We start from the raw sequence: 14,528 nt of genomic DNA on the forward strand, positions 1-14,528 counted from the left end.
CACCGCGGACGGAAAAAAGCCCAACTCGGTTCCATCTACGGCCTGTTGGTCGCCTGCTTTTTTCCGTCACGTTTCGCAACACGACCGCGAAAGCTACACACAGCCACCACTATGTGACGCGACGGATGCGTCGGCGACTGGCCTCTCAGGGGAAGCCGGCGTCGGGGCAAGGGAGTGCGTCCGCTCTGCGGAGCCGCGCTCACCCCGTCCGGGGAGGGGACTTCACCGCATGAAGCGGACCATACGCACGACCGTGCTCACGGTCGGTGCGCTCATCGCCGCGCTCGGCCTGCCGGCCGGTGCGGCCCATGCAGACGACGCACCCAGAATCGACTTACGCGTACTGCTGGTCAGCGACGGCGGACCGTCGACCGCCGCCATCGCCGCCGAACTGACCGACGACGGCACGCCGTTCACCGAGATCGATCTGACCCGGTCCGGGCGGCAGGTCATCGACGCCGGCTTCCTGGCGGACACCGTCGACGGACGGGCGCGCGCCAAGTTCCAGGCCGTGGTGCTGCCCGACGACAACCCGTTCGCCTCCGGGTCGAGCGAAATGGCGGCACTCACAGCGTACGAACAGGTTTACCAGATCCCCCAGGTCGATGCCTATACCTATGCGCGTCCGGAAGCCGGTCTGCAGTACCCGGTGGGCAGCGCGGGCTACTCCGGCAGCATCGACGGCACCCGGGCCGACGTGACCGCCGCCGGCAAGGCGGGCCCCTTCGGATACCTCGACGGCACCGTCCCCTTCGAGGACAACGGCCCCTCCGTCGGCGAGAGTTACGCCTACCTCGCGCAGCCGGCGGCCGGCGCCGACTTCACGCCCTACGTCGAGGCGACGATCCCTGGATCGTCCGCCAAGGGCTCCCTGGTCGGCGAGTACCGGCACGACAGCCGGCGTGAGCTCGTCGTGACCTTCGTCTACAACCAGTACCAGGAACAGTTCCGGCTGCTGGCCCGCGGCATCGTCGAGTGGATGACCGGCGGGGTGCACCTGGGCGCCTCCCGCAACTACTTCGCCGTACACGTGGACGACGTGTTCGCCGAGGACGACCGCTGGAACAGCGAGCTCAACTGCACGCCCGGTGACGTCGACTGCACCGACCCCGGCGCCACGGCCGACCCGATCCGGATGACGTCCGCCGACGTCGACTACGCGGTGGCCTGGGAGCAGAGCGAGAACTTCACCTTCGACCTCGCCTTCAACGGCTCCGGAAGCGTCGACCAGCGCGACGACAACAACGGCGTCGACGAGCTCGCCGACAAGCTGGTCGCGGACAAGAACGACTTCCGCTGGATCAACCACACCTACACGCACGCCTTCCTCGGCTGCGTGCAGAACACCACCGTGGTGCCCTGGGTGTGCGAGACCAACTCCGACGGCAGCACCCGGTGGGTCAGCCAGAACGACATCTCCGACGAGATCGCGAACAACCGGGTCTGGGCCGAGACCAACGGACTCCCCCTGGAGAACGACGAGTTGGTCACCGGCGAGCACTCCGGGACGGCGATCCTGCCGCAGCAGCCCGACGACAACCCGAACCTGGCGCCCGCCCTCGCGGCCAACGGCGTCGACTGGCTCGGCTCCGACAACTCCCGTGACCCGCAGCAGCGTCAGGTCGGCGCGGCCGAGACGGTGCCCCGCTACCCGATGAACATCTTCTACAACGCGGGCAAGGCCTCCGAGGAGGTCGACGAGTACAACTGGCTGTACACCAGCCGCGCCCAGGGCGGCAGCGGTATCTGCGAGGACAACCCGACCACCACGACCTGTCTGTCGGCGCCCCTGGACACCAGCACCGGTTACACCGACGAGATCGTGCCGCTGGAGACCCGGATCGACCTCGGGCACGTGCTGTCCAACGACCCGCGGCCGCACTACATCCACCAGTCGAACCTGACCGAGGACCGCATCGCCTACCCGGTGCTGAACGGCGTACTCGACGGCTACCAGGCCCTGTTCGCGGACAACACCCCCGTGGTGAACCTGCGGATGAAGGACATCGGCACCGAGCTGAAGCGCCGGGCCGACTGGCAGGCCGCCCTCCAGGCCGGCCAGGTCACCGCCTACCGCATCGGCGACACCGTGACCGTCGAGGCACCGGCCGGCCTTGAGGTCACCGCGACCCTGCCGACCGGGACCACGGCGGGCGGCGCCGCGTTCGGCTCGGCGTACGCGGGCGCGGTCTCCGGCTGGACCCCCTCGACCGGCGCCGCGATCGGCCTGACCCTGCCCGCCACCACCGCCACCACCGCCGCCCCGGCGGTCACGGCGGACCGCTCCGCCGCCCCGGCCACCGATCCCGCGCCCGCCACCCGGGTCCCCGCGGGCGTGGCCGAGTCGGTACCCGCCACCATCGGCAACTGAACAGCGCTCCGCAGCACAGACGACCGAAGCGAGAACCGCACCGCGGTCCCGGCCGCCCACCCGGCGACCGGGACCGGCACGACCACCCCCCACACCTCGGCCGTGGAGCACCCCGATGCCCGTTCCCGACGGCGCGCCCGACACCCGCACTACGCGCGTCACCCTGCTCACCGAAGGCACCTACCCGCACAGTCACGGCGGCGTCAGCGTCTGGTGCGACCAACTGGTGCAGGGCATGCCCGACATGGACTTCGACGTGGTCGCCGTCACCGGCACCGGACGCGAGCCCGTCGTCTGGGAGCTGCCCCCACACGTCTCGAACGTGTGGTCCGTGCCGATGTGGGGCGAGCCGCCCGCGGGCCGCGCGCCCCGGGGCCGGGCCCGCCGTGAACTCGCCGACTCCTACGGCCGGTTCCTCGCCGCGCTGCTCGACCCGCGGGAGGAGGACGGCTTCCCGGCCGCCCTGTACGCGATGGCGCGCTCCGCGGCGGACGGCACGCTCAGCCCGTTCCTGCGCACCGACCCGGCGATCACCGTCCTGACCTCGCTGTGGAACCGGCCCGGCATCGCCGTGCGCGAGGCCCGGCCCACCCTGCACGACGCGCTCACCGCGACCGCGCTCCTGGAGCACGCGCTGCGGCCGCTGGCCGCTCCGCTGCCCGAGACCGGCGTCGCACACGCGGTGAGCGGGGGCGTCGCCGCGCTGCCGGGGCTGGCCGCACTGGAACAGCACGGGGTCCCGCTGCTGCTCACCGAGCACGGGGTCTACCTGCGGGAACGCTACCTCGGCTATCGCACCGCGCCCTACCGCTGGCCGGTCAAGGCGGTCGTGCTCGGCTTCTTCCGCCTGCTGGCCCGCGAGTCCTACCGCAGGGCCGCCCTGATCACCCCGGGCAACCGCTACAACCGGCTCTGGGAGGAGGAGGGCGGCGCGGATCCGGAGTCCATCCGCACCGTGTACAACGGCGTCGACCCGGCCGCGTTCCCGGCAGCCGGACCGGAGCCCGAGGTGCCCACGCTCAGCTGGGCGGGCCGGGTGGACCCCATCAAGGACCTGGAGACCCTGATCCGGGCCTTCGCCCTGGTCCGCGCTCAACTCCCGGAGGCCCGGCTGCGGTTGTTCGGCGGCACGCCCCGGGGCGGCGAGGCCTACCGGGAGCGCTGCGCGGCGCTGGCCGCCGAGCTCGGGCACGGCGACGCCGTCACCTTCGAGGGCCGCGTGGACGACATCAAGGATGCCTACGCGGCCGGCAACGTCGTGATGCTCTCCAGCATCAGCGAGGGCTTCCCGTTCACCCTGATCGAGGCCATGTCCTGCGGGCGGGCCACCGTCTCCACCGACGTCGGCGGGGTCCGGGAGGCGGTCGGCGACACCGGGCTGGTCGTCGCGCCCAGGGATCCGGCGGCGATGGCCGCGGCCGCCCTGGAGCTGCTGGGCGATCCGGTGCGCCGCGGGGCGATGGGCGAGGCGGCCCGGCTGCGGGTGATCGAGCAGTTCACGCTCCGGCAGACCATCGACACCTTCCGCGCCATCTACCTCGAACTACCGGACCGCGCAGGCGAGTCGGCGGCCTGGCCGGTCCCGGCCCCGCTGTCCGCCGCGGGCGTCACCGGGAGCGTGGCCCGGTGAGCGGACCGATGTCCCTCGAACCCGGCGGCTCCGAACAGGAGACCCTGGCCCTGCGCCTGGCCGAGCCCAGGCCGCCGCGCCGCCGCCGGCCGCGCTGGGCCCTGGACGACACCACGCTGACCGTCCGGCTGCCCCGGCGCGGCCCGGACGAGGACGCGGTCAGCGAGCTCGCCGCCGAACTCGCCGACCGCGTCGGCCCCGCCGTCCACCCCTACGAGGTGGCCGCCCTGCTGGAGTCGGAGGGCCTGTCCGCCGCCGTGATCAACGAGCGGTACGGCCACCCGAACCTGTTCTCGCTCGCCTCCGCGCTCTACGAGCGGGTGCCCAGGACCTTCCCGGAACCCGCGCCCGCGGCCGACCCCTGGCGCCCGGACACCGTGCGCTGTCTGCTGCGGGGCGTGCTGTTCGCGCTGCCCGGACTGGCCTGTCTGCTGACCGCGCCGCTGTGGAACGCGGCCGGGCAGGCCGCGGCCCTGATCGTGGCGGGGCTGGTGTCCTGGGCGTGGGGGCAGGCCCTCGGCCACCGCGCCCACCTGCGGATGGCGAGCGGCCGCCACGAGGCCGGCCGTACCCTCCTGCTCGGTGCCCCGGTCGGGGCGGTGCTGGCCACGGGGGCGGCCGCGGTGGTCGCCGGGGGCGGCCCGGTCGTCCTGGCCGCGGCGGCCCAGTCGGTCTACCTGGCCGCGGCGGGCGTGCTCCTCGTACTGGCCCGGGAGCGGCTGCTGCTGGCCGCGCTCAGCCCGCTGATCGCGGGGACGGCCGTGCTGTCCCGGTGGGAGCCGGGCCGTCTGCTACGGGCAGGGCTGCCGGCGCTGGCCCTGGCCGCCACGCTCGGCGTCACGGGCTGGGTCCTGTGGCGCACCCTCACCCTGCCGGCCGCCGCCGTGGCGGGCCGTCCGAAGGTGCTGTGGTCGCTGCCGTACGGCCTGTTCGGTCTGGCGGCCGGGGTGCTGGTGCTCCTGGAGGGACTCCGGGAGCACCGCGCGCCGTACGCGGTGATCGTGCTCACGGTGAGCATGGGCCCGGCCGAGTGGCTGCTGTACCGCTACCGGGGGCTGTCCGTCGCCGCGCTGCGCGCCACCGCCACCCCCGCCGCGTTCCTGCTGCGCTCGGCCGGCATCCTCGCCCTCTGCCTGCTGCTGTACCTGCTGCCGCTGCTGCCGGCCGCCCTGGTCACGGGCGCCGACCCGGCCGCCCTGCTGCTGCTCGCGGCCACCCTGTGGACCGCGCTGCTGCTCCAGGCGTTCGGCGCGGCCTGGCCGTCGGCCGCGCTCTGTGTCACGGCCGCCGCCGTCGCCGGCGCGGTCACCCTGCTCGGTCTCCCCGGGGCCGGCCTCGCCCTGCCGCTGTGTTGCGGCGCCGCCGCTCTGTCTCTGGCGGCCTGCGCCCTTGCGCTGCTCGGCCGCCCCGCCCCGCACGGATAGTCACTCCCCCCACGCACAACCAATCGGAAGGACACCGCAGTTGACCTCCCAACCACTCGCCGCCGTCACCGGGGCCGAGGGTTTCATCGGCTCGCACCTCACCGAGGCGCTGGTCGCCTCCGGGCACCGGGTGCGGGCCATGGCCCAGTACAACTCCTTCTCCTCCTACGGCTGGCTGGAGACCCTCGCCCCGGACGTCCTGGACCAGGTGGAGATCGTCCTCGGCGACGTCCGCGACCCCGGCTCGGTCCACGGCCTGCTCGACGGCGCCGACGCCGCCTACCACCTGGCCGCGCTGATCGCGATCCCGTACTCCTACCGAGCCCCGCACAGCTACGTGGACACCAACGTCACCGGCACCCTGAACGTCCTGGAGGCGGTCCGCGCGCTTGGCACGCCCCGGCTGGTGCACACCTCGACCAGTGAGACGTACGGCACCGCGCGGACCGTGCCGATCACCGAGGACCACCCGATCAACGCCCAGTCCCCATACGCCGCTTCGAAGGCCGGCGGGGACCGGCTCGCCGACAGCTACCACGCCAGTTTCGACACCCCGGTGGTGACACTGCGGCCGTTCAACACGTTCGGGCCGCGCCAGTCGATGCGCGCGGTGATCCCCACCGTCATCGGTCAACTCGCCGCCGGGGAACGGACGATCACCCTCGGCGACCTGCGCCCCACCCGGGACTTCCTGTTCGTCAAGGACACCGCCCAGGCGTTCCTCACGGTCGGCACCGCGCCCGCCGAACAGGTGGTGGGCCGCGCCTTCAACGCCGGTACCGGCACGGAGATCTCGGTCGGCGACCTGGTCGCGCTGATCGGCAAGGTCATGGACACCGCCGTCGACGTCCGCGAGGACGAGGCCCGGATCCGGCCCGCGGGCTCGGAAGTGATGCGGCTGGTCGCCGACGCGAGCAGGCTCACCGCGGCCACCGGCTGGCGGCCCGCGCACTCCCTGGAGGAGGGACTGGCGCAGACCGCCGGGTTCTTCCGCGACCCGGCCAACCTCGCCCGCTACAAGACCGGCATCTACAACATCTGACCTCGTCCGGCACGTCTGCGTACCCCCCCCAGAAGGAGGATCCCCCCATGCACGCAGTGATCCTGGCCGGAGGCAAGGGCGTCCGGCTGCGCCCCTACACGACCGCGCTGCCCAAGCCGCTCGTCCCCATCGGCGACCAGCACGCGATCCTGGAGATCGTGCTGCGCCAGCTCTCCACGGCCGGCTTCACCAGCGTCACCCTCGCCATCGGCCATCTCGGCGAGATCATCCGCGCCTATGTCGGCGACGGCTCCCAGTGGGGCCTGGCCGTCGACTACGCCACCGAGGAGAGCCCGCTGGGCACCATGGGCCCGCTGCTCAACCTGCGCCGGCGGCTGCCCGAGACGTTCCTGGTGATGAACGGCGACATCCTCACCGACCTCGACTACGCCGACGTCCTCGCCCGGCACAGAGCCTCCGGCGCCCCGCTGACCATCGCCACCTACGCCCGCCAGGTCCACATCGACTTCGGGGTGCTGACCACCGCCGACGGCAAGGTCGTCGCGTTCACCGAGAAACCGAGCGTGGACTACCGCGTCTCGATGGGCGTCTACGGGCTGTCCCGTGCCACGCTCGACGACTACACGCCCGGACTCCCGCTCGGCTTCGACGAGTTGGTGATCGATCTGCTGGAGGCCGAAACCCCGCCGCACGCCTACGAGTTCGACGGGTACTGGCTGGACATAGGCCGCCCGGACGACTACGACCGGGCCAACGCCGAGTTCACCAGCCGCAAGCCGCTTCTGCTCAAGGGAGCCTGAGCACGTCATGCGCATTCTCGTCCTGGGCCGCACCGGTTATCTGGGCGCCCATGTCGCCGCGGGGCTGCGGGCCGTGCCCGACGCGCAGGTCCTCGGCGCCGGCCGCGCGACCGGCGCCGAGCACGGCGTGGAGCACCGCGTGGAGCACCGCGTCGACCTCGCCACCGTCCGCCCCGAACAGCTGGCCAAGACCCTGGCGCCGGTCGCGCCCGACGCCGTGGTCAACTGCGCGGGCGCGACCGGCGGCGACGCGGTCGCCCTCGCCGAGGTCAACGCCCGTGGCCCGGCGGTGCTGTGCGCCGCGCTGCGCGACGCGGCCCCGGCGGCCCGTCTGGTGCACCTGGGTTCGGCCGCCGAGTACGGCCCCGGAGTCCCGGACGTCCTGGTGACCGAGGAGGCGCCCACCAGCCCGGTGGGCCCGTACGGTGCGACCAAGCTCGCGGGCACGGCCGCGGTGACCGCGGCCGGCCTGGACGCGGTGGTGCTGCGGGTGGGCAACCCGGTGGGGCCCGGGGCACCGGCCGCCTCGCTGCCCGGCCGGATCACCGCCATGCTCCGCGAGGCGGGCCCGGACCCGGCGGCGGTGCTGCGGCTCGGGGACCTGTCGGCGTTCCGCGACTTCGTGGACGTACGGGACGTGACACGTGCGGTGGTCCTGGCGGCCACCGCACCCCGGCCGCTGCCGCCCGTCCTCAACATCGGCGGCGGCCGGGCCGTACCGGTGCGCGAGCTGGTGCGCGCCCTGGCCGGCCGGGCCGGCTTCCGGGGCCGGGTCGAGGAGAGCACGACCGGCTCGGTCCGCTCGGCGAAGGTCTCGTGGCAGTGCTCCGACATCTCCGCCGCCGGGCGGGCCCTGGGCTGGCGCCCCGCCCACACCCTGGACGACGCGCTCACCGCCCTGTGGGAGAGCGACGGTACCCGGTGAACCTGCTGGTTCCGCTGTATGTGCACCCGGCCGAGGACCCGGGCGCCTGGCACCGCCTGATCACCGCCGCGCACCGCACCTACGGCGTGGTCCTCAACCCGGCCGACGGCCCAGGCGACCACCCCGACCCGGCGTTCGCCGCGGCGGCCGACGCGCTGCGCACCGCCGGGGCGCTCCTGCTGGGGTACGTCGACACCGACTACGGCATGCGCGGACAGGCCGAGGTCACCGAGGACATGCGCCGGCACGAGGAGTGGTACGCGGCCGACGGCTGCTTCCTCGACCGGGTGACGGCGACCCCGCAGGGCCTGCCCGCCTGCCGCAGACTGGTGCGCGCCGTACGGAAGGCGGGCGCCGGGAGGGTGGTGCTCAACCCGGGCGTCCACCCGGCGCCTGGCTACCTCCGGCTCGCCGACCTGACCGTCACCTTCGAGGGCCACTGGTCGACGTACGTCTCGGCGTTCACCCGGCCGGCGTGGGCCTCCCGGCAGCAGCCGGAACGGCTGTGCCATCTCGTCTATGGCGTGCCCGAGGCCCTGGTCCCGCTCGCCGTGCGCACCGCGCACCGGCGGGGCGCGGCGGTCTGCGGCCCGGTGACGGGCGAACCGCCCAACCCCTGGGCCGAGTTGACACCGGCCCTGACCGGGGCGGAGGCGGAGCGATGAGGACACGCGCCCGGCCGCAGGGGCGGATCCTGCTGCCCGCCGCCCTGACCGCGGCGCTCCTGGCGGGCTGCTCCGCACAGCCGGACGGCCCGTCCACACCCGCGAAGTCCCCCACCGCGCACCGGAACTCCCCCGCTCCGTCGGACTCCCCCGGGGCAAGCCCCGCCGGCGCCGTCTGGAAACCCAGGCCGGGCCTGGCCTGGCAGTGGCAGCTGGACGGGGAGGTCGAGCCGACGGTGGACGTGCCCGTCTACGACATCGACGGCTTCGAGAACTCCGCGGCGGACGTGGCCGCGCTGCACCGCGCCGGCCGCAAGGTCATCTGTTACGTCGACGTCGGCGCGTGGGAGGACTTCCGGCCCGACAAGGACGACTTCCCCCGCTCGGTGCTCGGGAAGACCAACGGCTGGGCGGGCGAACGCTGGCTGGACATCCGCAAGCTTTCCGTCCTGCGGCCGATCATGGAGCGGCGCTTCGACATGTGCCGCGACAAGGGCTTCGACGCGGTCGAGCCCGACCTGGTGGAGGGCTACGGCAACGACACCGGTTTCCGGCTCACCGCGGCCGACCAGCTCCGCTACAACCGCATGATCGCGGACATCGCCCATGAACGCGGCCTGTCCGTGGGCCTCAAGAACGACCTGCCGCAGATCCCCCAGCTGCTCGCCGACTTCGACTTCGCGGTCGACGAGGAGTGCGCCCAGTACGACGAGTGCGCGCGCCTGACCCCGTTCGTCAAGGCGGGCAAGGCCGTCTTCCACGTGGAGTACAAGGAACCGACCAGCGCCTTCTGCGCCGAGTCCCGGCGGCTGGGTCTGTCGTCCATGCGGAAGAAACTCGAACTGGGGGTGTGGCGCGAGCCCTGCTGACGGCGGCGCGGGGAGGTCAGCGGACGACGTCGAAGACGTTCTTCTGCACGCCGTTGGCGTAGACCTCGTGCTCGACCAGCTTCAGCTTCTGGGTGTCCTTGTCCGAGGCGCTGAACAGACGCTTTCCCGCACCGAGCAGCAGTGGGTGGACGAGCAGGTGGTAGCGGTCGATCAGGCCCGCGTCGGACAGGGCGTGGTTCAGCGCGGCGCTGCCGTGGACGATGACCGGGCCGCCCTCGGTCTCCTTGAGGGCGGCGACCTCGTCGAGCGAGCGCAGGATGGTGGTCTCGCCCCAGTTCGACACCAGGTCGCCCGCGGTGAGGGTGGTGGAGAGGACGTACTTCGGCAGCGTCCTGTAGTGCGCGAACTCCGCCATGTCCGGCCACACCGGGCTGAACGCCTGGTAGCTGACCCGGCCCAGCAGGACCGCGGCCGACTCCTTCTGCTCGCGCTCCTTGATCTCGAACGCCTCGGGGACGAACTCGACGTCCTTGAAGGTCCACCCGGAGTTCCGGTAGCCGGGCTCGCCGCCCGGGCCCTCGACGACCCCGTCGAGAGAGATGAATGCAGTGCTGATCAGGGTACGCATCGGGGCTTCCTCGCCGTCTCGGGTCTGCTGCGGTCCTCCGCGCCACAAGCCTCCAGCCGACAACTAAATTTGTCAAGGAAACTCAACTTGTCGGACACCGCACCCCCTGGCCGAGTTGGTGGAATATTCAACTACCTCGCCCTGTTGTCAGGGCCGAAGGAGGTCACGAGTGGACACGACGTACGACACGACTCAGGACACGACGTACTACGACCGGGGAACCGCCGCCGAACGCTGGGCGCGGGCCCAGCTGTTCTTCGACGCCAAGGACTACGCGGGCGCGGCCCGGGTGCTCGCCAGGCTGGTCGAGGAGGCTCCGGAGCAGACCGGCCCGCGGCTGCTGCTGGCGCGGTCCTACTACCACTCGGCCCAACTGCGCCGCGCGGAGGCCGAGTTGCGCGAGATCGTCGAGCGCGACCCGGTGGAGCACTACGCCCGGCTGATGCTGGGCCGTACGCTCCAGCGGCAGGCCAGGCACGAGGAGGCGGAGCCGCATCTGCGGATCGCCTCGGCGCTGGCCGGGGACTTCCCGCAAGAGTGAGCAGCGATCGAAGAGGGCCCCCGGATCTCCGGGGGCCCTCCGGCCGTCACAGCGGGGTGGCCGCGTGCAGGACCAGGAACAGGGTCACGGCCGAGTTCGCCGAGGACATCGCCGATACGAGGGTGCCCGCGGCGGCGCCCCAGACGGCGAGGCCGGCCGCGGTGAACGTGGCGGGCCGGCTGCGGGCCACCGGGGCGGGGCCGAGCAGCGCGGCGACCCGGCGCGGCACCGGACCGGTGCCGGCCAGTGCGGCCAGCGTCGGCGCCGGGGTGCCCGTGGACAGCAGCGCCGCCTTGCCGATGGCCCGCGCGACCGTGCGCCGGTCCGCCACCGAGCGGGCCGCCTCCTCGTCCGCCCACCGCTCGGCCGTGTAGACGACGGCGGTGCGCAGGGGCCGCAGGAACGGGTTGGCGCGCGCCGCCAGATGGACGGCGAGCAGGTGCCGGTGGTGACGGGCGGCGAGATGGGCGCGCTCGTGCGCGAACAGGGCCCGGCGTTCACCGGGGGCGAGACCGGAGAGGAGCGCGGTGGTGACGACGATGCGGTCGGGGAGCGCGTAGGCGTAGGGGACGCTGTCGGGCAGGACCGAGACCTCCCGGCCGGGCAGTCCCCTGAGCGCTCGCCGGGCCAGCCGGGTGACCCGGCGGTGCCGGTGAAGGGTGCTGCCGCACAGGACCGCGACCGCGGCGAGGGCGGGGATGGCGGCGCGGCCGGCGATCTCGTCGTGCGGTACGGCGGCCCGTACCTCCGGTTCGGACCAGCCGTCCGGGAGGGGGTTGCCGGGGAGCTGGGCGGTGCCGACCACCATCAGCAGAGCCAGGCAGAGCGTGCTGCATCCGGCCATGACCACGGCCATCGCGGTGAGCAGCCGGGTGGCGGTGCGCGGATGCAGCCGCCCCTCGGCCAGCCGGGCGACGGGCCACGCGGTCAGCGGCAGGACCAGCGGCAGGAAGACGAAGACCCCCATGGGCGGTCAGTCTTCCGTACCGCCGTGGTCCGTGGGCGAGGTGCGCCGAATGTTCACCCGGCCCGGTCCGGCGGCCTCCAGCAGGGCCCGCAGCACCTGCTCGTCATCGGGCGGCAGGGCGGTGACGAAGCTGGCGAGCACCGCCTCGCGGTCCCGTTCGCCGTCGAGGAGCCGACGCATCCGCAGGGCGGCGAGCCGGGCCACGTCGGCGGTGGGCGTCCACAGGAAGGAACGGCCCCGCCGCTCGCGGGCGACGACGTCCTTGGCGAGCAGCCGGGTCAGGATGGTCACGACGGTGGTGTAGGCGAGGTCGCCGCCGAGCCGCTCCTGCACCCAGGCGGCGGTGACGGGACCGTCGGCCTCGCGCAGCACACCCAGCACCTGGCCCTCCAGCTCCCCCTGCCCCCGCCGGGCCCGCGCCATAGTCCCCGTCTCCCTCCGGCGTAGGTGGTGACACGCGTATCGACGTGTCTGACCACGCTACTTCACGCCGGCCCTGCCCCCGTACGTCCGCCGCCCGCGACGGTGCGCGATCTCGCCGAGGACGATGTCCACGGCGAGGAAGGCGGCCAGCGGGATCCCGAGCAGTGGCACGAAGTAGCCGAGGACCGCGATGACCGCCATCGCCGGGACGAGGAGGGACGGCGGGACCTCGGCCCAGGCCCCGCGCGGTATCGGCCGGCCGAAGGCGGACCCGCGGCCGCGCTGCCACCACATGCGGTAGCCCCACAGGATCAGCAGGATCAGGGAGAGCGCGAGCAGTGCCAGGGCGAGCTGGTTGACGAGGCCGAAGAGGATGCCGGTGTGCAGGTCGATGCCCCAGCGGGTGAGTTTGGCGAGCACCGGATAGTCGGCGAAACGGAGGACGTCGGTCACCTCGCCGGTGCTCGGGTCCACGGCGACGGAGTCCTGCTTCTCGGGCCAGCCGCGCTGGACCTGCCGGACCACGTAGGCGCTGTTCGCGTCGGCGGGCGGGACGATCTCGACGGGGTCGCCGAGCCCCTCGGTGCGGGCGGCCGCGAGCACCTTGTCCAGGCCGACGCCGTGCTCGGCGTCACCACCGGTCCCGGCCGCCGTGCCGTGTCCCGCGTGCTCGCCGCCGCTCGCGGCCGCCGAGACGGACGGGGTGGCCTGGCCCAGGGAGGTGCGCAGTTCGTCGATGTTGGCGCCGGCGTAGGTGGACCAGGTCAGGCCGGTCGCCGAGAGGAAGACGAAACCGGCGGCGGCCCACACGCCGACGGTGCCGTGCAGGCCCAGTGTGCGCCGTCGCCCGCTGGTGCCGCGCACCTTGCGCAGCGCCCGCCGCCGGGAGAACCAGAGCACCAGGCCGCCGCCCGCGATCACCCACAGCCAGCTCGCCGCGAACTCGCTGTAGAGCCGCCCGGTGTCGCCGAGGTGGAGGTCGCGGTGGAGTTCGTCGATCCAGGTGCGCAGTGGCAGCGCGCCCGTCGAGCCGTACTGTTCGAGCGCGCCGCGCACCTTGCCGGTGTACGGGTCGACGAACACCGCGAGGGTGTGGTCCGGGTTCACGCCCGCGACGCCTGACAGCAGCACCCTGGTGGTCGCGTCCGCCTCGGGCGACGGCCGTATCGCGGAGACCGTGCCCTCGGGGTGGGCTTTGCGGGCGGCGGCGACCTGCTCGGAGACCGGCAGCCGGGTCTCGCCCACCGGGACGGTCAGCTCATGGGCGTACACGAGTCTCTCGGCCTGGAAGGAGAAGGCGTACAGGAGGCCGGTGGTGGCGGCGACGAGCAGGAAGGGGGCGACCAGGACGCCGGCGTAGAAGTGCAGGCGCAGGACGAGGGGGCGCAGCGGGGCCCAGCGGCTCGGGGACGCGGCCGGGACGGCGGGTTGCGGGGCCTCGTCCGATGGGGGTCCCCCCGATCGAGCGGAGCCGGGATTGGGGGAGGTCGAGGAAGCGGTGGACATCGGCGGGCTTCTCCGGGGACTCGTGGCTGAGCGGTGACGGTCCAGTAGTCGGAGGGTGCGGGGGCCGAGTTCCCGACAGATGAAGTGACCCGCGTCACACTCTGCTCCATGGCATGCTGGCGCGATGGCATCTCCCCGTGCTCACGCACCCCTTGCCGAACGGGTCGAGGAACTCCTCGGCCCGGGTGGCCCGTTGCCCATCGTCGCGGCCGGCGACCCGGTCCTGCGGCGTGGAACCGAGCCGTACGACGGCCAGTTGGCCCCGGCCCTGCTGGCCCGGTTCGTCGAGGCGCTGCGCGTCACCATGCACGCGGCCCCGGGCGTGGGCCTGGCCGCACCCCAGGTCGGCGTCCCGCTCCGGATCGCCGTGATCGAGGACCCGGCACCGGTGCCGGCGGAGGTCGCGGCGGCCCGGGGCCGGGTCCCGCAGCTGTTCCGGGTGCTGGTCAACCCGGCCTACGAGCCCGTCGGCACCGCCCGCGCCGCGTTCTTCGAGGGCTGCCTGAGCGTGCCGGGCTGGCAGGCGGTGGTGTCCCGGCACGCCGCGGTACGGCTGCGCGGCCAGGACGAACACGGCCGCCCGCTCGACGAGGAGTTCACGGGCTGGCCGGCCCGCATCGTCCAGCACGAGACCGACCACCTCGACGGCATGCTGTACCTGGACCGAGCGGAGCTGCGCTCACTGTCGTCGAACGAGGCGATGGCCGCACGTTGGACCCAGCCGACCCCGGCGACGGCGGCCGAGGCGCTGGGCTTCGCTCTTCCGTAAGCCAACAGCGCCCCGTCGGAGCGCGGTACTCGAGAGCGCTCCGTAC

14 protein-coding genes are annotated in these 14,528 nt (G+C 73.2%); 10 read left to right on the plus strand and 4 right to left on the minus strand.

Features of this window, described 5'->3' with window-relative positions; translation table 11 throughout:
* The first annotated feature begins 229 nt into the window (after positions 1-229).
* From ACFWPS_RS11950 to ACFWPS_RS11985, 8 genes are all read left to right on the plus strand, one after another.
* Positions 230-2,371: a hypothetical protein gene (locus tag ACFWPS_RS11950; protein WP_383703742.1), complete on the plus strand. Its 2,142-nt coding sequence runs from the start codon at positions 230-232 to the stop codon at positions 2,369-2,371.
* Positions 2,372-2,486: 115 nt separating this feature from the next.
* The gene (gene pelF, locus ACFWPS_RS11955) at positions 2,487-4,001 is read left to right on the plus strand and encodes a GT4 family glycosyltransferase PelF (RefSeq protein WP_383703745.1); all 1,515 of its coding nucleotides are present in this window, start codon (positions 2,487-2,489) and stop codon (positions 3,999-4,001) included.
* Entirely contained in the window at positions 3,998-5,425 is a 1,428-nt protein-coding gene (locus ACFWPS_RS11960) for a hypothetical protein (RefSeq protein WP_383703748.1), read from the plus strand. The genes pelF and ACFWPS_RS11960 overlap by 4 nt, the downstream gene beginning before the upstream one ends.
* A 40-nt stretch (positions 5,426-5,465) precedes the next feature.
* A complete protein-coding gene (locus tag ACFWPS_RS11965) occupies positions 5,466-6,467 on the plus strand; it encodes a GDP-mannose 4,6-dehydratase (protein ID WP_383703751.1) in 1,002 nt (333 codons plus the stop codon).
* A 47-nt stretch (positions 6,468-6,514) separates the two neighbouring features.
* On the plus strand, positions 6,515-7,228 hold the full coding sequence (locus ACFWPS_RS11970; protein ID WP_383703754.1) for an NDP-sugar synthase: 714 nt from the start codon (positions 6,515-6,517) through the stop codon (positions 7,226-7,228).
* 7 nt (positions 7,229-7,235) lie between these two features.
* Positions 7,236-8,153, plus strand: coding sequence for an NAD-dependent epimerase/dehydratase family protein (locus ACFWPS_RS11975; RefSeq protein ID WP_383703756.1), 918 nt, complete (start codon positions 7,236-7,238; stop codon positions 8,151-8,153).
* Positions 8,150-8,818, plus strand: a complete 669-nt coding sequence (locus ACFWPS_RS11980; protein ID WP_383703758.1) for a spherulation-specific family 4 protein — start codon at positions 8,150-8,152, stop codon at positions 8,816-8,818. Before ACFWPS_RS11975 ends, ACFWPS_RS11980 begins: the two co-directional genes overlap by 4 nt.
* Complete coding sequence (locus ACFWPS_RS11985; RefSeq protein ID WP_383703760.1) at positions 8,815-9,687, plus strand: endo alpha-1,4 polygalactosaminidase; 873 nt, start codon at positions 8,815-8,817, stop codon at positions 9,685-9,687. The genes ACFWPS_RS11980 and ACFWPS_RS11985 overlap by 4 nt, the downstream gene beginning before the upstream one ends.
* A gap of 16 nt (positions 9,688-9,703) precedes the next feature.
* Here ACFWPS_RS11985 and ACFWPS_RS11990 read toward each other — a convergent pair whose 3' ends face one another.
* Complete coding sequence (locus tag ACFWPS_RS11990; RefSeq protein ID WP_383703762.1) at positions 9,704-10,276, minus strand: dihydrofolate reductase family protein; 573 nt, start codon at positions 10,274-10,276, stop codon at positions 9,704-9,706.
* Between the two features lie 169 nt (positions 10,277-10,445).
* Here ACFWPS_RS11990 and ACFWPS_RS11995 point away from each other — a divergent pair, with 169 nt between their 5' ends.
* Positions 10,446-10,817 carry a tetratricopeptide repeat protein gene (locus ACFWPS_RS11995; RefSeq protein ID WP_383703764.1) on the plus strand — a complete coding sequence of 124 codons (372 nt, stop codon included), beginning with the start codon at positions 10,446-10,448 and terminating at the stop codon, positions 10,815-10,817.
* Between the two features lie 46 nt (positions 10,818-10,863).
* On the opposite strand, the gene ACFWPS_RS12000 is transcribed toward ACFWPS_RS11995, so the two are convergent.
* Genes ACFWPS_RS12000 through ACFWPS_RS12010 form a run of 3 tightly spaced genes read right to left on the minus strand, consistent with a single transcriptional unit; the run spans position 10,864 to position 13,713 of the window.
* On the minus strand, positions 10,864-11,784 hold the full coding sequence (locus tag ACFWPS_RS12000; protein ID WP_383703766.1) for a M56 family metallopeptidase: 921 nt from the start codon (positions 11,782-11,784) through the stop codon (positions 10,864-10,866).
* Between the two features lie 6 nt (positions 11,785-11,790).
* Complete coding sequence (locus ACFWPS_RS12005; RefSeq protein WP_383703768.1) at positions 11,791-12,207, minus strand: BlaI/MecI/CopY family transcriptional regulator; 417 nt, start codon at positions 12,205-12,207, stop codon at positions 11,791-11,793.
* A 57-nt stretch (positions 12,208-12,264) separates the two neighbouring features.
* Positions 12,265-13,713 (minus strand): PepSY-associated TM helix domain-containing protein, encoded by a 1,449-nt coding sequence (locus tag ACFWPS_RS12010; protein WP_383703770.1) that lies wholly within the window; start codon positions 13,711-13,713, stop codon positions 12,265-12,267.
* Between the two features lie 124 nt (positions 13,714-13,837).
* Between ACFWPS_RS12010 and ACFWPS_RS12015 the strand changes: the two genes are divergently transcribed.
* Complete coding sequence (locus ACFWPS_RS12015) at positions 13,838-14,482, plus strand: peptide deformylase (protein ID WP_383703772.1); 645 nt, start codon at positions 13,838-13,840, stop codon at positions 14,480-14,482.
* Positions 14,483-14,528: the final 46 nt, after the last annotated feature.

Source organism: Streptomyces sp. NPDC058457, assembly GCF_042720695.1.
Classification (GTDB): Bacteria; Actinomycetota; Actinomycetes; order Streptomycetales; family Streptomycetaceae; genus Streptomyces.

What these genes read in the sequence shown, in the direction of transcription:
- ACFWPS_RS11970 (WP_383703754.1), top strand. Translation starts at nt 6,515, where the DNA reads ATGCACGCAGTGATCCTGGCCGGAGGCAAGGGCGTCCGGCTGCGCCCC.
- ACFWPS_RS12005 (WP_383703768.1), bottom strand. Translation starts at nt 12,207, where the DNA reads ATGGCGCGGGCCCGGCGGGGGCAGGGGGAGCTGGAGGGCCAGGTGCTG.
- ACFWPS_RS11990 (WP_383703762.1), bottom strand. Translation starts at nt 10,276, where the DNA reads ATGCGTACCCTGATCAGCACTGCATTCATCTCTCTCGACGGGGTCGTC.
- ACFWPS_RS11975 (WP_383703756.1), top strand. Translation starts at nt 7,236, where the DNA reads ATGCGCATTCTCGTCCTGGGCCGCACCGGTTATCTGGGCGCCCATGTC.
- ACFWPS_RS11985 (WP_383703760.1), top strand. Translation starts at nt 8,815, where the DNA reads ATGAGGACACGCGCCCGGCCGCAGGGGCGGATCCTGCTGCCCGCCGCC.
- ACFWPS_RS12015 (WP_383703772.1), top strand. Translation starts at nt 13,838, where the DNA reads ATGGCATCTCCCCGTGCTCACGCACCCCTTGCCGAACGGGTCGAGGAA.
- ACFWPS_RS12000 (WP_383703766.1), bottom strand. Translation starts at nt 11,784, where the DNA reads ATGGGGGTCTTCGTCTTCCTGCCGCTGGTCCTGCCGCTGACCGCGTGG.
- ACFWPS_RS12010 (WP_383703770.1), bottom strand. Translation starts at nt 13,713, where the DNA reads ATGTCCACCGCTTCCTCGACCTCCCCCAATCCCGGCTCCGCTCGATCG.
- ACFWPS_RS11950 (WP_383703742.1), top strand. Translation starts at nt 230, where the DNA reads ATGAAGCGGACCATACGCACGACCGTGCTCACGGTCGGTGCGCTCATC.
- pelF (WP_383703745.1), top strand. Translation starts at nt 2,487, where the DNA reads ATGCCCGTTCCCGACGGCGCGCCCGACACCCGCACTACGCGCGTCACC.